Raw genomic sequence first — 20,771 nt, forward strand, 5'->3', positions numbered from 1 at the left:
GCCTACGACACCGTCCACTTCTGGTTGGCGGTGGCCGCGCAGGTCCAGATCTGCAGGCGGGTGCCGTTGGCGGAGCTGTTGTCCGTGGCGTCGAGGCACTTGCCGGAGGCGGCGTTCACGAGGTTGCCGGTCGAGTTCCTGCTCCAGCGCTGGACCGCGCCGCCGGTGCAGTCCCAGATCTGGGCCTTGGTGCCGTTGGCGGTGCCGGCGGCGTCGAGGCACTTGCCGAGTGCGCGGATCGTGCCGTCCGAGCCGACGGTCCACTGCTGCGCGGTGGTGCCGTTGCAGTCGTAGAGCTGCACGGCGGTGCCGTTGGCGCTGCTGGCCGCCGCGACGTCCACGCACTTGCCGCCGAGGCCGGTGATCTGGCCGGCGCCACCCGTCGGCGGGTCCGTCTGGCCACCGCCGACCCAGCTGCTCGCCGACGACTCGCCGACGCTCACCGCGGTGTTGTGGTTCTCGATCGGGTTCACGTGCGTGTTCGGGAACACGACGTAGGTGACCGGTCCCTCGGTGCCGCCGGTGCTCGGGTCAGGGTCGATGCCCAGGCTCACGGCTGTGGCGTAGGAGGCCTCGCCGATGATGCTCGTCGGGCCGGTGTCACCCACGACCGCGTAGGTGACCTTGTTGTTGTAGATGACGGCGACCACCGAGCCACCGTCGATCCCGTACTGGCGATAGTCCCAAGTGGACGTTGGCTGCGGCAGCACGATGTAGGGCAGCTGCGCCGCGTTCAACGGCTGGTCGGTGGACGTGTGGAACGCCGTGTCGGGGTAGAAGCAGCAGTCGGTGCTCTCGTTGCACTGCGTCGTGCGCTGGCCGTCGCAGTCGATGTCCATGTCGGCCTTGAAGAACACGGCGCCACTGGCCTGACAGACGGGCACGGTGGCCGCGCCGCCTTCGTCGTAGCTGTACTTGCCGTTGGAGATCTGCTGGCACGAGTTGGTCTTGGCGAGCAACTGCGCCGCGGTGGGCGCGGCGGCGGGTGCCGCGGGGGTTGTGGGTGCCGCGTTGGCTGAGGTTGCGGACAGGAAGGAAAGCGTCAGCAGGAAACAACCTGCCAACGCGACGAGGAATCGCCGCACGGTGGGGTTCTCCTTGGGGGGAAGGGAGATTGCGGTTGTCCACAGGCGAGGGTGAGTTGTGGATAACTTGACCCTCCGTGGCCGCTCGGCCACTTTTGGTCATACCTCGCCGGTAGAATGGGATGGGGACGCCCCCCTTGGGAGGGCGGGGGCTGTGTGTCGGGCGGGGGCTGTGTGTCGGGCGGTTGGGGGAGTGGAGAAAAGCCCGGTGAGGACCAAGCCGGTGGGAAAGGGAGAGCCCGGTGGGGCCGAGGTCGCGTGGTGGGGTGCCCGGGTTGGCGGGCCGGTGTGGGGCGGATTGCTCGGCTGGCGACCGAGGCGGTGGTGCGGGGTTCTCGGTACGGAAAGGGAAAGCGTCGGTGGGACCGGGCTCGGTGGAGAAGGGGATGGCGGGGACCAGGTCGATAGGGAGCGGAGCTTTTGCTCGGCCGAAGCCAAGCCCGGTGAGGACCAAGCCGGTAGGGAGGGGAGAGCCCGGTGGGGACCAGGCGGATCGAGCGCGTTCGCGGACGCCCCGGCGGAAGCCTCGCGGGTGGAGGCGGGCCGGTGGGGATCCGGGGCGCCGGGGGTGCGATCCGGTCGGGATCGTGTCGCCCGGGCGAACGGGGGGAGCCGGTGGGGACCGGAGTGGAACACCGCGCGGGGCTGCCGGAGGAGGGAGAGGAGGCGAGCAGCCCCGCGCGGCGGCTTTCAGGGGACCGGGAACCCGTTGTGGCGCAACGGGTGTCGCCGGGGTCAGTGGATCAGGGGGCGGTCCACTTCTGGTTGGCCGTGCCCGTGCAGGTCCAGATCTGCAGGCGGGTGCCGTTGGCCGAGCTGTTGCCCGTGGCGTCGAGGCACTTGTTCGCGGCCGGGTTCACGATGTCGTGCGCGGCGGTGACGACCCATTGCTGCGCGCCGGAACCGTTGCAGTCGTAGAGCTGCACGGGAGTGCCGTCCGCCGTGCCCGCGGAGGTGACGTCCATGCACTTGCCGAGTGCCCGCAGGGTGCCGTCGCTGCCGACGGTCCAGTTCTGCGCCGCGTTGCCGTTGCAGTCGGTGATCTGGATGGGCGTGCCGTCGGCGCTGTTGGCGCCCGCGACGTCCACGCACTTGCCGGCGATGCCGGTGATGCGCCCGGTGCTCCCGCTCGGCGGGGTGGTGCCGCCGCCGGTGCTGGTGGTCACGTGCACGTAGTCGACGACCAGCTGCTGCGGGAACTGCGTGCTGCCGTTGGGGTCGCCGGGCCAGTAGCCGCCCACGGCGAGGTTCATGATGATGAAGAAGTTGTGGTCGTAGACCCAGCGGTTGCCGTTGAGGTCGGCCGGGGTGCGGGTCTGGTAGACGTTGCCGTCGACCGACCAGACGATCTTGTTCGGCGACCAGTCCACGGCGTAGGTGTGGAAGTCGTCGGAGAAGTTCGGGCCGCTGTAGCCGGCGCCGATGCCGCCCGAGCCCGAGTAGCCGGGCCCGTGGATGGTGCCGTGCACGGTGTTGGGCTCGAAACCGACGTTCTCCATCACGTCGATCTCGCCGTCGGTCGGCCAGTTGCCGCCGCCGAGCATCCAGAACGCGGGCCACATGCCCTGGCCGCGCGGGAGCTTCATGCGGGTCTCGAAGTGGCCGTAGGCCTGGCTGAACTTGCCGGAGGTGTTGAGGCGCGCGGACGTGTACTCGCAGCGGCCGTACCAGCAGTTGTAGTTGCCGGGGTTCTCGCGCTTGGCCGTGATCACCAGGTGACCCTGGCCGTCGAGCGCGGCGTTGTTCGTGCCCGACGTGTAGTACTGGCGCTCGTGGTTGTTGACGTTGTCGCCGGTTTCGTAGTTCCACTTCGAACCGTCGGCCGGGCTGCCTGCGGGGCCGTTGAAGTCGTCGGTGAAGCTGGCCGCCGCCGCGGCTTCCGTGGGCGCGAAGACGGCGGGCGTCGCCTGCACGCCGACGGCGAGCAGCGAAGCGGCCGCGAAGAGCCCGGCCCAGCGGGAACGTCTCAGGGAACGTGAGATGGACATCGTTGTCACCTCTTCTTGCGGAGGGGACCGCGCTTTCACGCGCAGCACGAAAACGCGGTGGGGCGGAGGAGAGCACGGCGGGGGGACCGTGCGGTTCTCGGCCGAGCGCTTCGTGTCCACTCCGGAGGTGGACCGCAGGCGGGCGGCAGGGGTCGGACTAATCGGACTACTTTGTTGTGCCTGGCAACAAAGTAAAAGCAGTATGCATGGTCCGTACCACTGCGGCAATGGCGGATGTGAGAATTTTTTCAACCCGCCTTACTGATCCAACCAAAAGTAGGCCGACCCCCCACGCGGCGCGTAACCGTTGCTACGAAGCCATTCGGCCGTGACTGTGGTCGGATTGGCAACGATCGGCGCAGTAGGGCCGCCGGTGGCCGCCCAGGTGATCGACGGGGGCGCCGACGATGATCACCGGCGCGTTTTCGCCCGGTCACCTGGGGTTCTCGTCGATGTTCGCCGGGTGACGACGGAAGGTCAGGCGGCGCCCGCGCCCGAGCGGATCGCGGGGGCCGGCTTGACCAGAAGTCGCGGATCGGCGCCCTGTTCCAGCAGGTCGGCGACGGGCAGGGTGGCGGCGCCCGTCGCGACGGCGTCGAGACCGAGGTACCCGAGCTGGATCGTGGTCTCGCCGAACGGGTGGCTCAGTGCGTGGGCCGACGCGGTGGAGCGGATCAGCGGCAGCAGGCGCTCGCCCAGCGCGAGACCGGCCCAGCCGCCGACGACGATGCGCTCGGGGTTGAACAGGTTGATCAGGTTCGCGATGCCGGCGCCGAGGTAGCCGGCCGTCTCCTCCAGGACCTTCTGCGCCGACTTCGAACGGTCGGCCGAGGCGAGGAGGGCGGCGAACTGGTCCTGCTCGGTCTCGCCGGGCACGGGCTTGCCGCGGGCCCGGCGGTAACGCGCGAGCACGGCCTCGGCGCCGATGTAGGCCTCGAGGCAGCCGTGCGAACCGCAGCGGCACGCCTGCCCGCCGTAGACGATCGTGGTGTGACCCCACTCGCCGGCGCTGCTGGTGGACCCGCGGTAGGTGGCGCCGTCGGCGATCACGGCCGCGCCGACGCCCGAGCCGATGAGCACGATCACCGCGTGGCGCGCGCCGCGGCCGGCGCCGAACCACATCTCGGCCTGGCCCTGGGTTTTGGCGCCGTTGTCGACGAACACGGGCAGCTCGATGCCGGCCGCGCGCAGGTCGTCGGCCAGCGCGACGGAGTCCCAGCCGATGGTGGGCGCGTGCACCAGCACGCGTTCTCCCTGCTCGACCGTGCCGGGCACGCCGACGCCCACGCCGATCACGGCCGACTCCTCGGCCCCGGCGGACGCGATCACCTCGCGCAGCCCGGAGACGACGGCCGCGACGACCGTGGCCGGCTCGGTGCGCGCCGGTGACAGCTCGTGTTCGACCGTGGCCAGCCGCTGCATCGCGAGGTCGAACAGCTCCACGCGCACGCCCGTCTCGCCGATGTCGACACCCGCCACGTAGCCGTACGCCGGGTCCACGCGCAGCAGCACCCGCGGCCGTCCGCCGTCGGATTCGACCAGGCCGGCCTCGGTGATGAGCCGTTCCTCGCCGAGTTCGGCGGTCACGTTGCTGACCGTCGCCGCCGAAAGGCCGGTGAGCTGGCTCAGTTCGTGCCGCGACAGCGGGCCGTCGAAGTACAGTTTCGACAGCAGCAGGGAACGGTTGTGCCGCCGCAGATCGCGGACGGTCGTGCGCTTGGTCGCCATGTGACACCCATCTGGCCTCGAACTCTCCCGGCACCAGGATGCCTGATCACCGTAAGTTGTGGCCATGTATTAACTAGTGAACTAAGTCCCGAACATATGGTCGTCTGGCAGAATCCCCCAGGTGACGAGGGTGCTCCGGCAGACAACCCGTGACCTGAGGCGGCACAACCGAGCGGCGCTCCTGTCGTCGCTCTACCTGCGAGGGCCGGTCAGCCGGCTCGAACTCGTCGCCGAGTCCGGGCTCAGTCCCGCGACCGTGACGAACGTGGTCGCGGAGCTCATCGGCGACGGTGTGGTGGCCGAGGCCGGTTCCGTCGAGTCCGATGGTGGCAGGCCGCGCACGCTGCTGCGCGTCCGGCCCGAGTACGGGCAGGTCGTGGGCGTCGACGTCGGCGAGACCCACGTGCGGGCCGGGCTCTTCGACTGCGCGCTCGGGACGCTCGCGACGGTGCAGCACCCGCTCGCGGGCAGCAACCCTGACCCGGCGGAAGTCGTCGAGCTCGCGCGGGCCGGCGTCGCCGAGGTGCTGGCGGCGGGCGGCGCGTCCCGGGTTCTCGGCGTGGGCGTCGGCGTGCCGGGCGCGGTGCGCGACGGCGGCATCGTGCACGCCCCCACGCTCGGCTGGGCCGGCGTCGCCTTCGCCGACCTGCTGCGCGCTCACGCACAGTTCGCCGACGCGCCCCTGCACCTCGACAACCGCGCCCGCACGCTCGGCCAGGCCGAGATGTGGCTCGGCGCGGGCCGCGGAGCCGACCGCGCCGTGATCGCCCTGCTAGGCGTGGGCGTCGGCGCCGCCTTCGTCACGGACGGTGGGTCTTTTCCCGGCATCACGACCAGTGAGTGGGGTCACACCGTCGTGCAAGCCGCGGGCGCCCCGTGCCGCTGCGGTTCGCGCGGCTGCCTGGAGGCCTACGTCGGTACCGAGGCCGTGGTGCGGCGGTACGCCGAGACCCCGGGCGCGCAGCCCCTGCGCGGCGCGGACAGCGAGAGCCGGCTCGCCGAGCTCGTCGCCCTGGCCGAAGCCGAGGCAGCTGCTGCTCGGGGACTCGGCACCGGCGCACCTGGCGCGGATCTCGCTCCGGCGCCCGGGCGCTCCGGCGCCGCACTCGGCTTCGCTGCCGGTGGCCACGCCGGGTCGGCCACTTCGGCGTCGGGCACGCCTGCTCGTGGCCGCGGCTCGGCCGGTTTCCGACCCGCCGAAAGGTCTGGTCCACCTGCCGAAACACTCGCCGGCCCGGCGGCTCCCGGCCGCGGTCCGGCCGACCCGGGTGCCCTGGCCGAAAGGTCTGGTCCAGCTGCCGAAGCACTCGCCGCGACGGGTGAATACCTCGGCATCGGCATCGCGAATCTGATCAACCTCCTGGCGCCCGACCGGGTCGTGCTGGCAGGCTCGGCGGGAGCGATCATGGGCCCGGCGATCCTGCCGCACGTCCGTGACGCCGCTGCCCGGCACGCGCTCGGCTACCTCGCCGAGGCGACCGTGGTCGAGCTCGGGGAGCTGGGCCCGGAGGCCGTCGCGCTGGGTGCGGCGACGTTGCCGATCGCGGCGCTGCTGGCGTCGGGCGGGCGTTCAGCCGGCTGAATCTCCTTGCCCCGCAAGGAGATCGACAGTCGGACACCGAGCGTGAGCCTTTCTTTCAGTACTTAAACTTAGGCACAAAATGTTACCGCCGTGTTATTGACGTGACCCGAGTCACCCGGGTTGACTCCTCCTGTTGCGCGGCCGGACCGAGCTCTGAAGAGCACGGGCGGAATCCGTAGCACCAGGACCTAGGAGGACGAATGCGAGTGAAGCGCTCCGTCGTCGCAGCGCTCGTCGCCGTGGTGGCAGCCGCGGTGCTCGCCGCTTGCGGCGGCGGCTCGAGCAGCGCGGGTGGCGGCGGCAACGCCGCGGCCGTGCTGAACGTCGGCATGCCGAACGGCCCGCAGGCCGAGAACAACAACCCGTTCCTGGAGACCTCGGCGGCAGCGTCGCTCGGGTACCGCTACGTGATCTACGAGCCCCTCGTGATGCTCAACCGCGTGAAGCCGCAGGAAGCCGGCAAGCCGTGGCTGGCCACGAAGTGGGACTGGTCGGACAACTACAAGAAGCTGGTCCTGACCATCCGCGACGGAGTGAAGTTCTCCGACGGCACGCCGATGACCGGCGACGACGTGGCCTACACGTTCCAGCTGCTGCGCGACAACAAGGCCCTGAACATCGACTCGGTGCCCTACAAGGACATCTCCGCGAGCGGGAACCAGGTCACCCTGGGCTTCGACACCTCGCAGTTCGTGAACCAGGTCAAGATCCTGCAGACGATCGTGGTGCCCAAGCACATCTGGTCGCAGATCAAGGACCCGTCCACGGACCTCGTGAAGAACCCGGTGGGCACCGGTCCGTTCACGCTGAAGTCGTTCACCCCGCAGACGATCACCGTGAGCCAGCGCACCGGCTACTGGCAGCAGGCGCCGGCAGTCAAGGAGATCCGCTACACCTCCTACAACGACAACAACGCGCAGGTCGCCGCCCTCACCAGCGGTGCGGCCGAGTGGAGCTTCGTCTTCATCCCGAACTACAAGTCCGTCTACGTGAACAAGGACCCGCAGCACTACAAGCTGTGGTTCCCGGCCCAGCTCGCCGTGCACGGCCTGTGGTTCAACACGGAGAAGGCGCCGTGGAACAACGCGAAGCTGCGCCAGGCGGTCAACAAGGTCATCAACCGCGACGACATCTTCAACCAGGGTGAGGCCGGCTACTTCTACCCGAAGAACGACCAGGTCACCGGCATCCCGACGCCGGCGGGCGACTCGTTCATCGCGTCGCAGTACAAGGGCCAGACCGTGAAGGTCGACGTGCCGGGCGCCAAGTCGCTGCTCACCGGTGCGGGCTTCAAGTACAACGGCAACCAGCTCGTGGACCCGAGCGGCAAGCCGGTGACCCTCAAGCTCACGGTGCCCTCGGGCTGGTCGGACTACATCACCGACCTCGAGATCATCAAGGACAACCTGTCGCAGATCGGCATCACCGCCACCGTCGAGAAGATGAACCAGGACGCGTGGACGAAGTCGGTCGACACCGGTGACTTCGAGGGTCTGCTGCACTGGACCAACGACGGTGCCACGCCGTACGACATGTACCGCGACGTGATGGACGGCAACCGCTACAAGCCGACCGGCCAGGGCGGCATCAACGGCAACTACGGCCGCTTCAAGAACGACCAGGCGACGCAGGCGCTCGAGACCTACGCCAACGCCGCCGACGACGCGAGCCGCGCCACCGCGATGAACACGTTGCAGCAGATCATGATCGGCCAGCAGCCGATGGTTCCGCTCATGGCGGCCAACTCCGGCGGCGAGTACAGCACGAAGAACTGGACGGGCTGGCCCGACGAAGCCAACCCGTACGGCCCCGCGCAGCCGACCCTGCGCAACGCGCTGGACATCGTCATGCACCTGAAGCCCGCGGCCTGATCCATGCCCGAGGACAACGCAGTGGCCACCCGGGAAGCCACCTCCGCCTCGCTCGAGGCGGGGGTGGCCTCCCCGGCCGGCGAGATCGAAACCGGGGCCTCGGACACGATCGTGCTCGAGGCCTCCGGGCTGACCAAGCACTTCCCCGTGCGCAAGCGCGGGCGCGAGGTGCTCACGAAGGGGCGCCGCAGTGTCCAGGCCGTCGACGACGTCGACCTGGTGCTGCGGCGCGGCCGCGTGACCGCGCTGGTGGGCGAGTCCGGCTCGGGCAAGTCGACTGTGGCGCGGCTGCTCGCCCAGCTCTACCCGCGCACGAGCGGCGACATCCGCCTGCACGGCAAGTCGACGACCGTGAAGGGCGGCAAGGCTTTCCGGGCCTACTGCCGCCGGGTCCAGATGATCTTCCAGGACCCGTTCGCGTCGCTGAACCCCGTGCACACCGTGCGCTACCACCTCACGCGGGCGTTGAAGATCCACGACCGCGCGGGTGCCGACCTGGAGCAGGCGCTCCACGAGCTGCTCACGCGGGTGCAGCTGACCCCGCCGGAGCGCTACGTCGACAAGTTCCCCCACGAGCTGTCCGGCGGCCAGCGCCAGCGCGTCGCGATCGCGCGGGCGCTGGGCGCGGACCCCGAGGCGCTGCTGGCCGACGAGCCGGTGTCCATGTTGGACGTCTCCATCCGCCTCGGCGTGCTGAACCTGTTGCGGGACCTGAAGGAACGCCTGCACCTGGCGATCCTCTACATCACCCACGACATCGCGTCGGCGCGCTACTTCGCCGACGAGACGCTGGTGATGTACGCCGGGCGCATGGTCGAGGGCGGCGACTCCGAGACCGTGACGCAGCAGCCAGCGCACCCGTACACGCGGCTGCTGATCGAATCGGCACCGGACCCCGACCGGCTCGACCCGGGCACGGAAGCCGCACCCGGTGAGGCGCCGAAGGAAAAGGGTTCCGGCGAACCGCCGAGCCTGATCGCGCCGCCGTCGGGCTGCCGGTTCCACCCGCGGTGTCCCGTGGCGATGGAACGCTGCAAAACCGACCTGCCGCCGCGGTTCGAGGTGGATGACGCTCCGGGCCACTGGGCCGCTTGCTGGCTGTACGACTCGGCGGTGCGCCCGTGAGGTACCTGCTCCAACGGCTCGGCTTCTACGTCTTCACCGCGTGGGCCGCCGTCACCATCAACTTCTTCATCCCGCGGCTGATCCCGGGTGACCCGGTGCAGTCGCTCATCACGAAGAACCAGGGCACGCTGTCCGCCGACGCGATCCAGTCGCTGTACGTCCTGTTCGGACTCGACAAGAACGAAAGCCTGATCACGCAGTACTTCCACTACTGGGCGCAGCTCTTCCGCGGCGACCTCGGGCTGTCATTCACGTTCTTCCCCTCGCCCGTGTCCCAGGTGATCGGCGACAGTCTGCCGTGGACGATCATCCTCGTCGGGTTCACCACGGTGGTGGGCTTCCTGATCGGCACCGGCCTCGGCGTCGTCGCCGGGTGGCGGCGCGGGTCCTGGGTGGACGGTCTGCTGCCGGTGACGACGTTCCTGTCGTCCATCCCGTACTTCTGGCTCGGCCTGATCGCGATCACGCTGCTGGCCGGCCCGGGCAGCTTCTTCCCGGCATCCGGCGGCTACGACCCGGGCCTGGTGCCCGGGTGGGGCGGCGACTTCATCGGCAGCGCGATCCAGCACAGCCTGCTGCCGGCGATCACGATCCTGATCAGCTCGATGGGCAGCTGGATCCTCGGCATGCGCAACATGATGGTCACCGTCGCGTCGGAGGACTACATCACCGTCGCGCACGCCAAGGGCCTCAAGGAACGGCGCGTGATGGTGAGCTACGCGGCTCGCAACGCGCTGCTGCCGAGCGTGTCCGGTTTCGCGCTGGCGCTGGGCTTCATCGTGGGCGGCACCCTGCTGGTGGAGATCGTGTTCTCCTACCCCGGCGTCGGTTACGAGCTGTTCCAGGCCGTCGGTTCGCAGGACTACCCGCTGATGCAGGGCATCTTCCTCATCATCACGCTCTCGGTGCTGGTGGCGAACCTGCTCGCCGACGTCGCCTACCTCGTGCTCGACCCGCGCACCCGGAAGGAGGGCTGAGCCGTGGCACTTCCCGCAGCCGATCTCAAGGCGGTCGCACCGCTGCCGGCCGAGGCCGTCGCCGGGCCCGCCGCGAAACGCCGGCGCTTCCGGTTCCTGACCGGTGGCAAGACGGTCACCGGGCTCGTGGTGCTGGCCTTCTTCGTGGTCATCGCGATCATCGGGCCGTGGATCGCGCCGTTCGACCCGTCCGCGCGCAGCAACGACCTGCTCGAATCGCCTTCGGGCAAGCACTGGTTCGGCACCACGCACCTCGGCCAGGACATCTTCAGCCAGGTCATCGTGGGCACGCGCAGCGTGATGCTCGTGGGGCTCACCGCCGGCATCGTGGCGACGATCCTCGCCGTGATCGTCGGCGTCACCTCCGGATACCTCGGCGGGACGCCGGGCGAGGGCCTGTCGGCCCTGTCCAATGTGTTCCTGGTGATCCCGGCGCTGCCGCTGATCATCATCATCGGCACGGCACTGCCCAGCGGCGGCGACTACCTGGTGGCCGTGATCATCGGCTTCACCTCGTGGGCCTGGGGTGCGCGGATCCTGCGCGCGCAGACACTCTCGTTGCGCCGGCGGGAGTATGTCGAGGCGTCCCGCGCGAGCGGCGAGTCGACGTGGCGGATCATCTTCTTCGAGATCATGCCGAACCTCACCGCGGTGATCGCGTCGAGCTTCGTGGGCACGGTGGTGTTCGCGGTGATGTCGGAGATCACGCTGGCGTTCGTCGGCGTCTCCAGCTTCTCGGAGTGGAACTGGGGCACGATCCTGTTCTGGGCGCAGAGCCAGCAGGCCCTGGCACAGGGCGCGTGGTGGTGGTTCGTGCCGGCGGGGCTCGCGATCGCGATCCTCGGCACCGCGTTGTCGCTGCTGAACTTCGGCATCGACGAGTTCGTGAGCCCGCGGCTGCGCTCGAGCGGCAAGACCAAGGCGAAGAACGCCGAGGGCAAGACGGTGCGCCTGCGCGTCGGCTTCACGCCCGTGCTCGGCCGGGAGAAGGAATGAACGAACCCGTACTCGAGATCAAGGGCCTGGACGTCGACTACGGCCTCGGCGCCGACGCCGTGCACGCGGTGCAGGACGTGACGTTGACGTTGCACCGCGGCGAGGTGCTCGGCCTGGCCGGCGAAAGCGGCAGCGGAAAGTCCACTTTGGCCTACGGTCTGACCCGCCTGCTCCCGCCGCCCGGCGTGATCCGCGGTGGCAGCGTGGTTTACCACCCCGGCGACGGCGAGCCGTACGACGTGCTGAAGCTGACTCCCAAGCAGCTGCGCGACTTCCGCTGGGCCGAGACGTCCATCGTGTTCCAGGGCGCGATGAACTCGCTCAACCCGGTGCACAAGGTGTCGGTGCAGCTGATGGACGTGATCAAAGCCCACGATCCGCGCAGCACCAAGGTGGCCCGGCTCGCCCGCGCGCGCGAGCTGCTGCGCCTGGTGGGCATCGCGGCCGACCGGCTCGACGCCTACCCGCACCAGCTTTCCGGCGGCATGCGCCAGCGCGTGATGATCGCGATGGCGCTGGCGCTGGAACCGCGGGTGGTGATCATGGACGAGCCCACCACGGCGCTCGACGTGGTGATGCAGCGCCAGATCCTGGCGCAGCTCGTGGAACTGCGCGAGCGGCTGGGTTTTTCGGTCCTGTTCATCACCCACGACCTGTCGCTGCTGGTGGAGTTCTCCGACCGCATCGCGATCATGTACGGCGGCCGGATCGTGGAGCAGGCCCGCGGCGTGGACCTCTACCGCGACTCACTGCACCCGTACAGCGACGGCCTGCTGCACTCGTTCCCCGCGCTGCGCGGACCGCGGCGCGAGCTCACCGGTATTCCCGGTTCGCCGCCCGACCCGCGGTCGCTGCCGGTCAGGTGCGCGTTCTCGCCGCGGTGCCCGCACGCGTTCGACCGCTGCACCACCGAGGTGCCGGTGCTCGGCGTGCCCGCCGACCGTGACGATTCCGCGCGCACCGTGGCGTGCTGGCTGCACCCGGCCGACCCCGTCGCCGCCGTCAAGTCGTAGATAAGGAGACCCCTTGACCGAGACCACCGACGCTGCGACCCGCGAGCAGCAGGCGCTGATCGACTCGCTGCCCCCGGACTTCCGGTGGGGCGTGGCGACGGCCGCGTACCAGATCGAGGGCGCGGTGGCCGAAGACGGGCGCACACCGTCCATTTGGGACACTTTCTGCCGGGTCCCGTGGGCGATCGACAACAACGACAACGGCGACGTCGCGTGCGACCACTACCACCGCATGCCCGAGGACGTGGGACTCGTCAAGCAGCTCGGCGCCGACACCTACCGCTTCTCCGTCGCGTGGCCGCGGGTGCAGCCGCACGGCAAGGGCCCGGTGAACGAGGCCGGGATCGGGTTCTACGACCGGCTCGTGGACGAGCTGCTGGCCAAGGACCTCGCGCCGTGGCTCACGCTGTACCACTGGGACCTGCCGCAGGAGCTCGAAGACGCGGGCGGCTGGCCGGCGCGTGACACGGCCTACCGGTTCGCCGACTACTCGATGCTGGTGTTCGACCGGCTTTCCGACCGGGTGCGGCACTGGACCACGCTGAACGAGCCGTGGTGCTCCGCGATGCACGGGTACGTGCACGGCGTGATGGCCCCGGGCCGTCGCGACTTCGCGGCCGGCATGAAGGCCATCCACCACCTGCTGCTCGGCCACGGCCTGGCCACCCAGCGCATGCGCGAGGCCGCGCCCGAGGGCACGCAATTCGGCATCACGCTCAACATGGGCACGTCCGACGCGGCGTCCGACAGCGAGCTCGACCGCGAGGCCGCGCGCAACGCCGACGGCATGGGCGTGCGCGTCTACCTCGACCCGCTGGTGCGTGGCTCTTACCCCGCGGATGTTGTCGAGGACATGGCCGTCCGTGGTGCCGCACTGCCCATTGAGGACGGTGACCTGGCGATCATCTCGACCCCGCTGGACTTCCTGGGCGTGAACTACTACTTCGGCCAGCAGTACTCGGGCGTCGACGAGCAGGGCCGCAGCGTCGGCGAGGACGGCTTCCCGGTGCAGCGCGCCGTGCCGTTCGGCGAGCCGACCACGGCGATGGGCTGGGAGATCCTGCCGGGCAAGTTCACCGAGCTGCTCACCCGCCTGGGCCGCGACTACCCCGGTTTGCCCATGTACATCACCGAAAACGGCTCCGCCTTCGACGACGCGCCCGACGCGTCCGGCTTCGTGCGCGACGAGGGCCGCACGGCGTACCTCGCTTCGCACCTGGCCGCGGTGGCCGCCGCGCGGTTGGAGGGGGTGGACATCCGGGGCTACTTCGCGTGGTCGCTGCTGGACAACTTCGAGTGGGCCTACGGCTACGCCAAGCGCTTCGGCCTGGTGCGCGTCGACTACGAGACGCAGGCACGCACGATCAAGCAGAGCGGGCTGTTCTACCGCGACACCGTTCGGCGGGTCCGCGGTTCCTGACTCACCCCGGGGGGTGACAAGAAGGGCGTCCGCGTTCGCGCGGGCGCCCTTCGGCTTTGCGCGAACTTCCTGTCGCGCGGCCGGGTTCCGGTGCCACGATGGCAGCGTCTCGCGTTAAGGAGCCGCACCGTGGACCAGACCCTGCTCGACGCCGAACACCGGCTCCAGGCCGCGCAGCTGGCCGGTGACGTCGCCGCTCTCGACGTACTGCTCGACGACCGGCTGACCTTCACGTTCGGTGAGGTGGTCGCCTCGAAGGCCGACGATCTGGCCGGTCACCGCGGTGGCAGCCAGGTCCTGTCCGAGCTCGTCGAGGAAGATCTGCGGGTGTTCTCCGAGGGGACGACCGGCGTCACGTGGTTCCTCGGCCGGCTGACGGGCTCGCTCGGCGGCGAGCCGTTCACCGCGCGGATGCGCTACACCCGCACCTGGCTGCGCACGGCGGACGGCTGGCGGGTGATCGCCGCGCACGCGAGTTACACGTGACTCAGGAACTTCGCGGCGAATGCGGACAGCTCGTCCAGCCGCTCCTGTGGATCGGCGCCGGCAGCGGAGACGACGACGCGAGTCACGCCTTCGGCGGCCAGCGCGTCGACCGCCTCCGGTGTCAGGTCCGTTGAGCCCCACCGCGTGTAGTCCGGCGCGGGGCGGCCCGACGCGGCCGCGGTCTCCCGGACGAGGTCGAACAGGGCGACGCGGTCCTCCGCGGTGAGGGACCCGCCGGGGAACCACCCGTCACCCCGGAGACCCGCTCGCCGCGCGGCCGCCCGGCTGGACCCGCCCACCCGAATCGGGATCGTCCCGACCGGCTTCGGGTAGCTGCACAACTCGTCGAATTCGACGAACTCTCCGTGATGGCTGACGCCTTCCGGCCCGCCTGTCCACAGTAGACGGAGGACGTCGAGGGCCTCGTCCGCCCGACGGCCCCGCGTCCGGTAGTCGACCCCGGCCGCCGAAGCCTCGTGTGGCAACGCGCCGACGCCCACGGTGACCAGCCGCAGCCGGCCACCGGACAGGACGTCGAGCGTGGCCAGGCGCTTCGCCAACGTGACCGGCTGGTGGTACGGCAGCAACAGCACTCCGGTCCCGAGCAGCAGCCGATCGGTGACCGCGGCGACGTGCGCGAGGCATTCGAGCGGGTCGGCGTACGGCAGCGTCGGCGGGATCTCCCACCCGCCGAGCTCGGCGCCCGGGCGCGACGCGAGGTGCTCGGGCAGGAGGAGGCCTTCGAAGCCGCACGCCTCCGCGTGGCGAGCGAAGGCGACGAGGCCCTCCAGCCCGTGGAACGCCGGGTTGTAGCTGACCGCGAACCGCATTCGTGCCTCCGCTCGAGTGGATGGCGGAGACGCTAAACGTTGCCGTGCGCGGCAAGGCAAGCCCGAAGATCACCCGGGCGAGGGTAAGGCTGTCCCCACCCCGCCGACGCCAGCGCGCACCATGGTCGCGGCACCCCCGCCGGACCTACGTTCGGAGAGCATCAGGCGACGAGCGAGGGAGAGTGGCCATGACGGCGGGGACGGATCTGCGACCACCGCGGGTGCCGGCGCAGCAGCCGCGTACGACGAAGAAGCGCCGCCCGTGGATCGGGGTGCTGGGGCTGGTCGTGGTGGCCTTCTTGGCGTACTCGCTGCCGCCGTACCTCGCGCTCGACCCGGCGCAGTCGCGGGTCCCGGCGCCGGCCGGCTTCGGCGCGCACTACTGGTTCCTCGTGGGCCACGTGGTGTTCGGCTCGATCGCCATGATCTGCGCGGTCGTCCAGATCTGGCCGTGGATCCGCCGCCGCTTCCCGGTGCTGCACCGCTACGCCGGCCGCGCGTACGTGTTCGGCGGCGTGCTGCCTTCCGGCGCGATGGCCCTGACGATCGGCGCCGCCAGCCCCTTCGGCCCCGCCACGCGAGCCAGCGACGTCATGCTGGCGGTCATCTGGATCGGCTGCACCTGGGCCGGCTACCGCGCCGCCCGCGACCGCCGCTTCGGCGACCACCGGCGCTGGATGATCCGCAGCTTCGCGCTGACCATGTCGATCATCCTCAACCGCCTCATCTCACCGATCGCGATCATCATCCTGGAACCCCAGCTGCCCACCTCCTTCGGCGGCAGCGAGACCGCGCTCATGCAGTCCGTCGCGGCCATCGCCGCGTGGGTCAGCTGGACAGTCGCCCTGGTCGGCGCCCAGCTGTGGCTGGAACGCAAACCGAAGAAGGCCGTCGCCGCCTAGGCCCGGCCCGCTCCACCCGGCCAGGAACGCCGGCGAGGACGACTTTCTCGACCTCGCCGGCCGGCTCCGTCCCACACTCGACCTGGTCGTCCACTACTTCCCTTGGCCGTCCGATGTGGACGGGGCCGAGGTCGTCCACCGCGTCGACGCCTCCGCCGGCTCCGGTCGCGAGCTCGCCGCGTGGCCGGCCGAGCGGATCGTCGACCTCGTCGCCCGGGCGGCGCATCCGTCGGCGCAGGACGTGTTCCGGCCGGAGACCGCCTTGCACGCCATCCGCCTCACGGCCGACCTCGAACGGGCCGCCGGGTGCCCCGTCCTCACCGCGACGCAGGTCACGCTGTGGGCCGCCGCCCGCCTCGTCGGGTGAGGCCCGCTGCCGAGGGCGCCGGCCCATTTTCCCGTCCCGCGCCGGCGACCTCCGCCTAACGCGGCAGGTTCTCCGCGAACAGCCCCGCCAACGCGTCCCAGTGGCGCTCGGCGGCCGCGCGGTCGTAGGTGTCGTTGTCCGGCACCGCGAAGCCGTGCTTGGCGGGGTACGTCTCCAGCGTGTGCCGGACGCCCGCGCTGACGAACGCCCCGCGCAGCCGGTCGAACTGCTCGGGCGGGAACGCGCTGTCGTTGTCCGCCGCTGCGACCAGCACGGACGCGCGCATCCGGCCGGCCAGCAGGTGCGGGCTGTCGGGGTCGTCGGCGGCGAGGTTGCCGCCGTGGAACGACGCGGCGGCCGCCACCCGCGTCGGGTGATGAGCGGCGGCCCACAGTGAGAACCGCCCACCCATGCAGTACCCGGTCGTCCCCACCGGCGAGCCCGCGACCTCACCGCGCCCCGCGAGGAAGTCGAGGTACGCGCCCGTGTCGCGCACCGCCATCTCCGCCGTCACGCTCTGCGCGAGTCGCGTCAGGCGTTCGCGTTCCTCGGGGAGGGTGAACACCGTGGTGACGTCGAACGGCGCGTACGGCGTGCGGTAGTAGCCGTCCGGCAGGAGGACGACGTACCCGAGCGCGCAGAGCCGGTCGGCCATCTCGGCGAAGGTCTCGCGGACCCCGGCCGCGTCGGCGTACAGGATCACCGCGGGTCCCGCGCTCAGCGGCGTGTGCAGCGTGGCCGTGCAGAGGCCGTCCGGCGTGGTGATGGTGACCGCGATCCTCGACATGTCGCCGAAACTACCGGTCACGCGGGCGTCGCGGAGCCGGTATCGCGCTGAGCGGAAACTTCAGGACCGCAGCGACCTCGCGATGATCGTCCGCTGGATCTCCGACGCGCCCTCGTAGATGCGCGGCGCGCGGACCTCCCGGTACAGGTGCTCCAGCAGGTGCCCGCGACGCAGCGCCCGAGCGCCGTGCAGCTGCACCGCCGAGTCGACGACGTACTGCGCCGACTCCGTCGCGAACAGCTTCGCCATCGCCGCGCGGCCGGCCAGGCCCGTCTCGCCCGCGTCGTAGGCCGCGGCCGCGGCGTAGACGAGCAGCCGCGCCGCTTCCGTCCGTGTCGCCATTTCCGCCAGCGTGTGCGCGACGGTCTGCTGCTTCGCCAGCGGCCCGCCGAACGCGATGCGCTCGCCCGTGTACGCCACGGTCGCGTCGAGAGCGGCCTGCGCCATCCCCACCGCGAACGCCCCGACGCTCGGGCGGAACAGGTCCAGCGTCCGCATCGCGACGGCGAAACCGCGGTTCTCCTCGCCCAGTAGCTCGTCGCGGTGCACGCGTACGCCGTCGAACTCCAGCGTGCCGATCGGGTGCGGGCTCACCAGGTCGAGGTGCTCGCCGGTCAGGCCCGCGCGGTCGCCCGGCACGACGAACGCGCTCACGCCCCGCGAGCCGGCGTCCGGTGTGGTGCGGGCGAAAACCGTGTAGAAGTCGGCCTCGGGAGCGTTGGAGATCCACATCTTCTGCCCCGTGAGCCGCCAGCCGTCGCCGTCGGCCTCGGCCGCCAGCTGCAGCGCGGCCGCGTCGGAACCGGCGTCGGGCTCGGTGAGCGCGAACGCGGCCACCGCGTCGCCCGCCGCCACGGCCGGCAGCCAGCGCGCGACCTGTTCGTCCTTTCCGGACTGCAGCACCGGGTAACTTCCCAAGCCCTGCAACGCGAGCGCCGTCTCGGCCTCGGTGTTCACGGACGCCAGGGCTTCGCGCAGCAGGCACAGGTCGAACGCCGCGGCCTGGCGCGTCGGGTTTCCCGCCGAGACGCCGGGGAACAGCCGCGCCAGCAGGCCGTGCGAGCCCATCGCCTTGAGCAGCGGCCGGTTCACCGCGCCTTCCTCGCCGGCCTCGGCGAGCGGCCGCAGCTGCTCCGCGGCGATCGTGCGGACCGAGGCGGTGAAGGCCTGCTGTTCGGGCGTAAGTGCGAAGGCGTTCATCAGTCCCTTTCCGGTCGCCAGCGGGCGTGCGCGGTCTGGTGCCCGCCGGTGCGTACGAGTTCCAGCCGCGGCTCGGGCCCGTCGGTGCGGCCCGTCTGCGGCCGGCGCTTCCCGGCCGCCCACGGCTTCGGCCACGGCATCACGTAGTCCTGCTCCGCCGCCGCGTGCAACGTCCACTGTGGATCGTAGAGGTGCGTCCGCCCCAACGCACACAGGTCGGCGCGGCCGGCGAGGATCAGCGCGTTCATGTCGTCGTACGAGGAGATCGCGCCGACGGCGATCACGGCGATGCCGTACTTGCGCCCCACCTCGTTGCGGATCCGGTCGGCGTAGGGCGTCTGGTAGCTGCGCCCGAACTTCGGCTTCTCCTCGCTCACGACCTGCCCGGTCGACACGTCGACCGCGGCGGCGCCGTGCTCGGCGAACGCGGCGGCGATGGCGACGGCGTCGTCGGCCTCGATCCCGCCGGCGGACCAGTCGTCGGCCGAGATGCGGACCGTCATCGGCCGCTCGGCCGGCCACACCGCGTGCACCGCGTCGAACACTTCCAGCGGGAACCGCAGCCGGTTCTCCAGCGAGCCGCCGTACTGGTCCGTCCGCTGGTTCGTGAGCGGCGAGATGAACGACGACAGCAGGTACCCGTGCGCGCAGTGCAATTCCAGCAGATCGAATCCGGCGCGAGCCGCCGAGCGCGCCGAAGCCACGAACTGCTCGCGGATCTCCGCCAGCTCCTCGACACTCAGCTCACGCGGCGTCTGGCTGTCTGGCCGGTACGGCAACGGCGACGGCCCGCAGACCTCCCAGTTGCCCTCCGGCAACGGGTCGTCCATGCCTTCCCACATCAGCTTCGTCGAGCCCTTGCGCCCGGAATGGCCCAGCTGCAGGCCGATCTTCGCCGGCGTGCTGCCGTGCACGAAGTCGACGATGCGCTTCCAGGCCTGCTCCTGCTCGTCGTTGTACAGCCCGGGGCAGCCCGGCGTGATCCGCGCCTCGGGCGACACGCAGATCATCTCCGTCATCACCAGGCCGGCACCACCGAGCGCCTTGCCGCCCAGGTGCACCAGGTGGAAGTCGCCGGGCACGCCGTCGACGGCCACGTACATGTCCATCGGCGACACGATCACGCGGTTGGGCAGCTCGAGCTCACCGATCTTCACGGGCTGGAACATCGGCGGCGCGGGTGCCGTGCCCAGCGAGCGCGCGAACCACTCGTCGAGCTCCGTGGCGAACTCCGGGTCACGCAGCTTCAGGTTGTCGTAGGTGACGCGGCGGCTGCGGGTGAGCAGGTTGAACGCGAACTGCTCCGGCTCCTGGTGCGTGTACTGCGCGAGGTTCTCGAACCACTCCAGGCTCGCCTGCGCCGCGCGCTGCGTCGACTCGACGACCGGCTTGCGCTCGGCCTCGTACGCCGCCAGCGCCTTGGGCACGGTGTCCTGCTCGTGCAGGCACGCGACCAGCGCCAGCGCGTCCTCCATCGCCAGCTTCGTGCCGGAGCCGATGGAGAAGTGGGCGGTGTGCGCGGCGTCGCCGAGCAGCACCACGTTGTCGTGCACCCAGCTTTCGCAGCGCACGGTGCCGAAGGTGTTCCACTTCGAGTTGTTGGCCAGCACCTGGTGGTCGCCGAGGACGTCGGCGCACAGCTCGCGGATCAGCTCGATGGACTTCTCGTCGTTCTCGCCCGGCCCGAGGTCGGTGGCGGCGATGGGCGCGAACGCCTGCTGCCACACGTCCTCGTGCAGCTCGAGGATGAACGTGCTGCCGTCGCGGCCGTAGGGGTAGCCGTGGATCTGCATGATCCCGTGGGGCGTCTCGAGCACGTGGAACTTGAAGGCGTCGAAGACGAGGTCGGTGCCGAGCCAGATGTAGCGGCAGCGGCGCGCCTCGACCGTCGGGCGGAACGAGTCCGCGAAGCGCCGGCGGACACCCGAGTTGACGCCGTCGGAGGCGATCACGAGGTCGTAGTCGCGCGAGAGCTGCTCCGGGTCGGGGGCCTCGGTGCGGAAGCGCAGGTCGACGCCCAGCTCGCGGCAGCGTTCCTGCAGGATCGCGAGCAGGCGTTTGCGGCTCATCGCGGCGAACCCGTGGCCGCCGGACGTGTGGACCTCGCCGCGGTAGTGCACGTCGATGTCGTCCCAGCGCGCGAACTCGCGGCTCATGGCCTCGTGAACCTGCGCGTCGGCGTGCTCGATGCCGCCGAGTGTCTCGTCGGAGAACACCACGCCGAACCCGAAGGTGTCGTCCGGCGCGTTGCGTTCCCACACCGTGATCTCGTGGCCGGGCCCGAGCTGCTTCGCGAGGGCGGCGAAGTACAGGCCCGCCGGGCCGCCGCCGAGAACCGATATCCGCACGAGAGCCAGGGTATGTCGTCTGACATACGATCGTCAAGAATCCGATACATGAGCTAGGCTTCCGCG

General features: G+C 70.4%; 17 protein-coding genes. 10 read left to right on the top strand and 7 right to left on the bottom strand.

The annotated features are described in order from the left end of the window. Positions 1-2: 2 nt before the first annotated feature. From ACFY1H_RS27755 to ACFY1H_RS27765, 3 genes are all read right to left on the bottom strand, one after another. On the bottom strand, positions 3-1,085 hold the full coding sequence (locus ACFY1H_RS27755; RefSeq protein ID WP_386950993.1) for a ricin-type beta-trefoil lectin domain protein: 1,083 nt from the start codon (positions 1,083-1,085) through the stop codon (positions 3-5). Positions 1,086-1,828: 743 nt separating this feature from the next. Further along, positions 1,829-3,073 carry a ricin-type beta-trefoil lectin domain protein gene (locus ACFY1H_RS27760; RefSeq protein ID WP_386950996.1) on the bottom strand — a complete coding sequence of 415 codons (1,245 nt, stop codon included), beginning with the start codon at positions 3,071-3,073 and terminating at the stop codon, positions 1,829-1,831. A gap of 477 nt (positions 3,074-3,550) precedes the next feature. Further along, positions 3,551-4,801, bottom strand: coding sequence for an ROK family transcriptional regulator (locus ACFY1H_RS27765; RefSeq protein WP_366584282.1), 1,251 nt, complete (start codon positions 4,799-4,801; stop codon positions 3,551-3,553). Between the two features lie 121 nt (positions 4,802-4,922). Here ACFY1H_RS27765 and ACFY1H_RS27770 point away from each other — a divergent pair, with 121 nt between their 5' ends. From ACFY1H_RS27770 to ACFY1H_RS27805, 8 genes are all read left to right on the top strand, one after another. Further along, a complete protein-coding gene (locus tag ACFY1H_RS27770; RefSeq protein WP_366584283.1) occupies positions 4,923-6,383 on the top strand; it encodes an ROK family transcriptional regulator in 1,461 nt (486 codons plus the stop codon). 200 nt (positions 6,384-6,583) lie between these two features. Continuing rightward, a complete protein-coding gene (locus ACFY1H_RS27775) occupies positions 6,584-8,254 on the top strand; it encodes an ABC transporter substrate-binding protein (protein ID WP_386951000.1) in 1,671 nt (556 codons plus the stop codon). Between the two features lie 108 nt (positions 8,255-8,362). Next, complete coding sequence (locus tag ACFY1H_RS27780) at positions 8,363-9,379, top strand: ABC transporter ATP-binding protein (RefSeq protein ID WP_386951398.1); 1,017 nt, start codon at positions 8,363-8,365, stop codon at positions 9,377-9,379. Further along, positions 9,376-10,356: an ABC transporter permease gene (locus ACFY1H_RS27785; RefSeq protein ID WP_364049408.1), complete on the top strand. Its 981-nt coding sequence runs from the start codon at positions 9,376-9,378 to the stop codon at positions 10,354-10,356. The genes ACFY1H_RS27780 and ACFY1H_RS27785 overlap by 4 nt, the downstream gene beginning before the upstream one ends. 3 nt (positions 10,357-10,359) lie before the next feature. Beyond that, positions 10,360-11,352: an ABC transporter permease gene (locus tag ACFY1H_RS27790; RefSeq protein WP_366584286.1), complete on the top strand. Its 993-nt coding sequence runs from the start codon at positions 10,360-10,362 to the stop codon at positions 11,350-11,352. Further along, a complete protein-coding gene (locus ACFY1H_RS27795; protein WP_386951004.1) occupies positions 11,349-12,365 on the top strand; it encodes an ABC transporter ATP-binding protein in 1,017 nt (338 codons plus the stop codon). Before ACFY1H_RS27790 ends, ACFY1H_RS27795 begins: the two co-directional genes overlap by 4 nt. Before the next feature lie 13 nt (positions 12,366-12,378). Then, a complete protein-coding gene (locus ACFY1H_RS27800) occupies positions 12,379-13,785 on the top strand; it encodes a GH1 family beta-glucosidase (protein WP_386951006.1) in 1,407 nt (468 codons plus the stop codon). A 129-nt stretch (positions 13,786-13,914) separates the two neighbouring features. After that, on the top strand, positions 13,915-14,271 hold the full coding sequence (locus tag ACFY1H_RS27805; RefSeq protein ID WP_386951008.1) for a nuclear transport factor 2 family protein: 357 nt from the start codon (positions 13,915-13,917) through the stop codon (positions 14,269-14,271). Here ACFY1H_RS27805 and ACFY1H_RS27810 read toward each other — a convergent pair. Continuing rightward, positions 14,262-15,101, bottom strand: a complete 840-nt coding sequence (locus ACFY1H_RS27810) for a TIGR03619 family F420-dependent LLM class oxidoreductase (RefSeq protein ID WP_386951011.1) — start codon at positions 15,099-15,101, stop codon at positions 14,262-14,264. The two genes, ACFY1H_RS27805 and ACFY1H_RS27810, sit on opposite strands and share 10 nt — an antisense overlap. A gap of 188 nt (positions 15,102-15,289) precedes the next feature. Here ACFY1H_RS27810 and ACFY1H_RS27815 point away from each other — a divergent pair, with 188 nt between their 5' ends. Continuing rightward, on the top strand, positions 15,290-16,003 hold the full coding sequence (locus ACFY1H_RS27815; protein WP_386951013.1) for a DUF2306 domain-containing protein: 714 nt from the start codon (positions 15,290-15,292) through the stop codon (positions 16,001-16,003). 115 nt (positions 16,004-16,118) lie between these two features. Further along, on the top strand, positions 16,119-16,370 hold the full coding sequence (locus ACFY1H_RS27820; protein WP_386951016.1) for a hypothetical protein: 252 nt from the start codon (positions 16,119-16,121) through the stop codon (positions 16,368-16,370). A 55-nt stretch (positions 16,371-16,425) separates the two neighbouring features. Here the strand turns inward: ACFY1H_RS27820 and ACFY1H_RS27825 are convergent, their stop codons facing one another. From ACFY1H_RS27825 to ACFY1H_RS27835, 3 genes are read right to left on the bottom strand one after another with little or no spacing between them, the layout of a single operon-like run. Then, entirely contained in the window at positions 16,426-17,157 is a 732-nt protein-coding gene (locus tag ACFY1H_RS27825) for a dienelactone hydrolase family protein (protein ID WP_386951018.1), read from the bottom strand. A gap of 60 nt (positions 17,158-17,217) precedes the next feature. Beyond that, positions 17,218-18,357 (bottom strand): acyl-CoA dehydrogenase family protein, encoded by a 1,140-nt coding sequence (locus ACFY1H_RS27830; protein WP_366584293.1) that lies wholly within the window; start codon positions 18,355-18,357, stop codon positions 17,218-17,220. After that, positions 18,357-20,705, bottom strand: a complete 2,349-nt coding sequence (locus tag ACFY1H_RS27835; RefSeq protein WP_386951020.1) for a bifunctional salicylyl-CoA 5-hydroxylase/oxidoreductase — start codon at positions 20,703-20,705, stop codon at positions 18,357-18,359. The genes ACFY1H_RS27830 and ACFY1H_RS27835 overlap by 1 nt, the downstream gene beginning before the upstream one ends. Positions 20,706-20,771: the final 66 nt, after the last annotated feature.

Origin of the sequence: Amycolatopsis sp. NPDC001319, assembly GCF_042896185.1 — a bacterium.
In the GTDB taxonomy this organism is placed as follows: domain Bacteria; phylum Actinomycetota; class Actinomycetes; order Mycobacteriales; family Pseudonocardiaceae; genus Amycolatopsis.

What these genes read in the sequence shown, in the direction of transcription:
- ACFY1H_RS27830 (WP_366584293.1), bottom strand. Translation starts at nt 18,357, where the DNA reads ATGAACGCCTTCGCACTTACGCCCGAACAGCAGGCCTTCACCGCCTCG.
- ACFY1H_RS27815 (WP_386951013.1), top strand. Translation starts at nt 15,290, where the DNA reads ATGACGGCGGGGACGGATCTGCGACCACCGCGGGTGCCGGCGCAGCAG.
- ACFY1H_RS27775 (WP_386951000.1), top strand. Translation starts at nt 6,584, where the DNA reads ATGCGAGTGAAGCGCTCCGTCGTCGCAGCGCTCGTCGCCGTGGTGGCA.
- ACFY1H_RS27795 (WP_386951004.1), top strand. Translation starts at nt 11,349, where the DNA reads ATGAACGAACCCGTACTCGAGATCAAGGGCCTGGACGTCGACTACGGC.
- ACFY1H_RS27760 (WP_386950996.1), bottom strand. Translation starts at nt 3,073, where the DNA reads ATGTCCATCTCACGTTCCCTGAGACGTTCCCGCTGGGCCGGGCTCTTC.
- ACFY1H_RS27765 (WP_366584282.1), bottom strand. Translation starts at nt 4,801, where the DNA reads ATGGCGACCAAGCGCACGACCGTCCGCGATCTGCGGCGGCACAACCGT.
- ACFY1H_RS27825 (WP_386951018.1), bottom strand. Translation starts at nt 17,157, where the DNA reads ATGTCGAGGATCGCGGTCACCATCACCACGCCGGACGGCCTCTGCACG.
- ACFY1H_RS27810 (WP_386951011.1), bottom strand. Translation starts at nt 15,101, where the DNA reads ATGCGGTTCGCGGTCAGCTACAACCCGGCGTTCCACGGGCTGGAGGGC.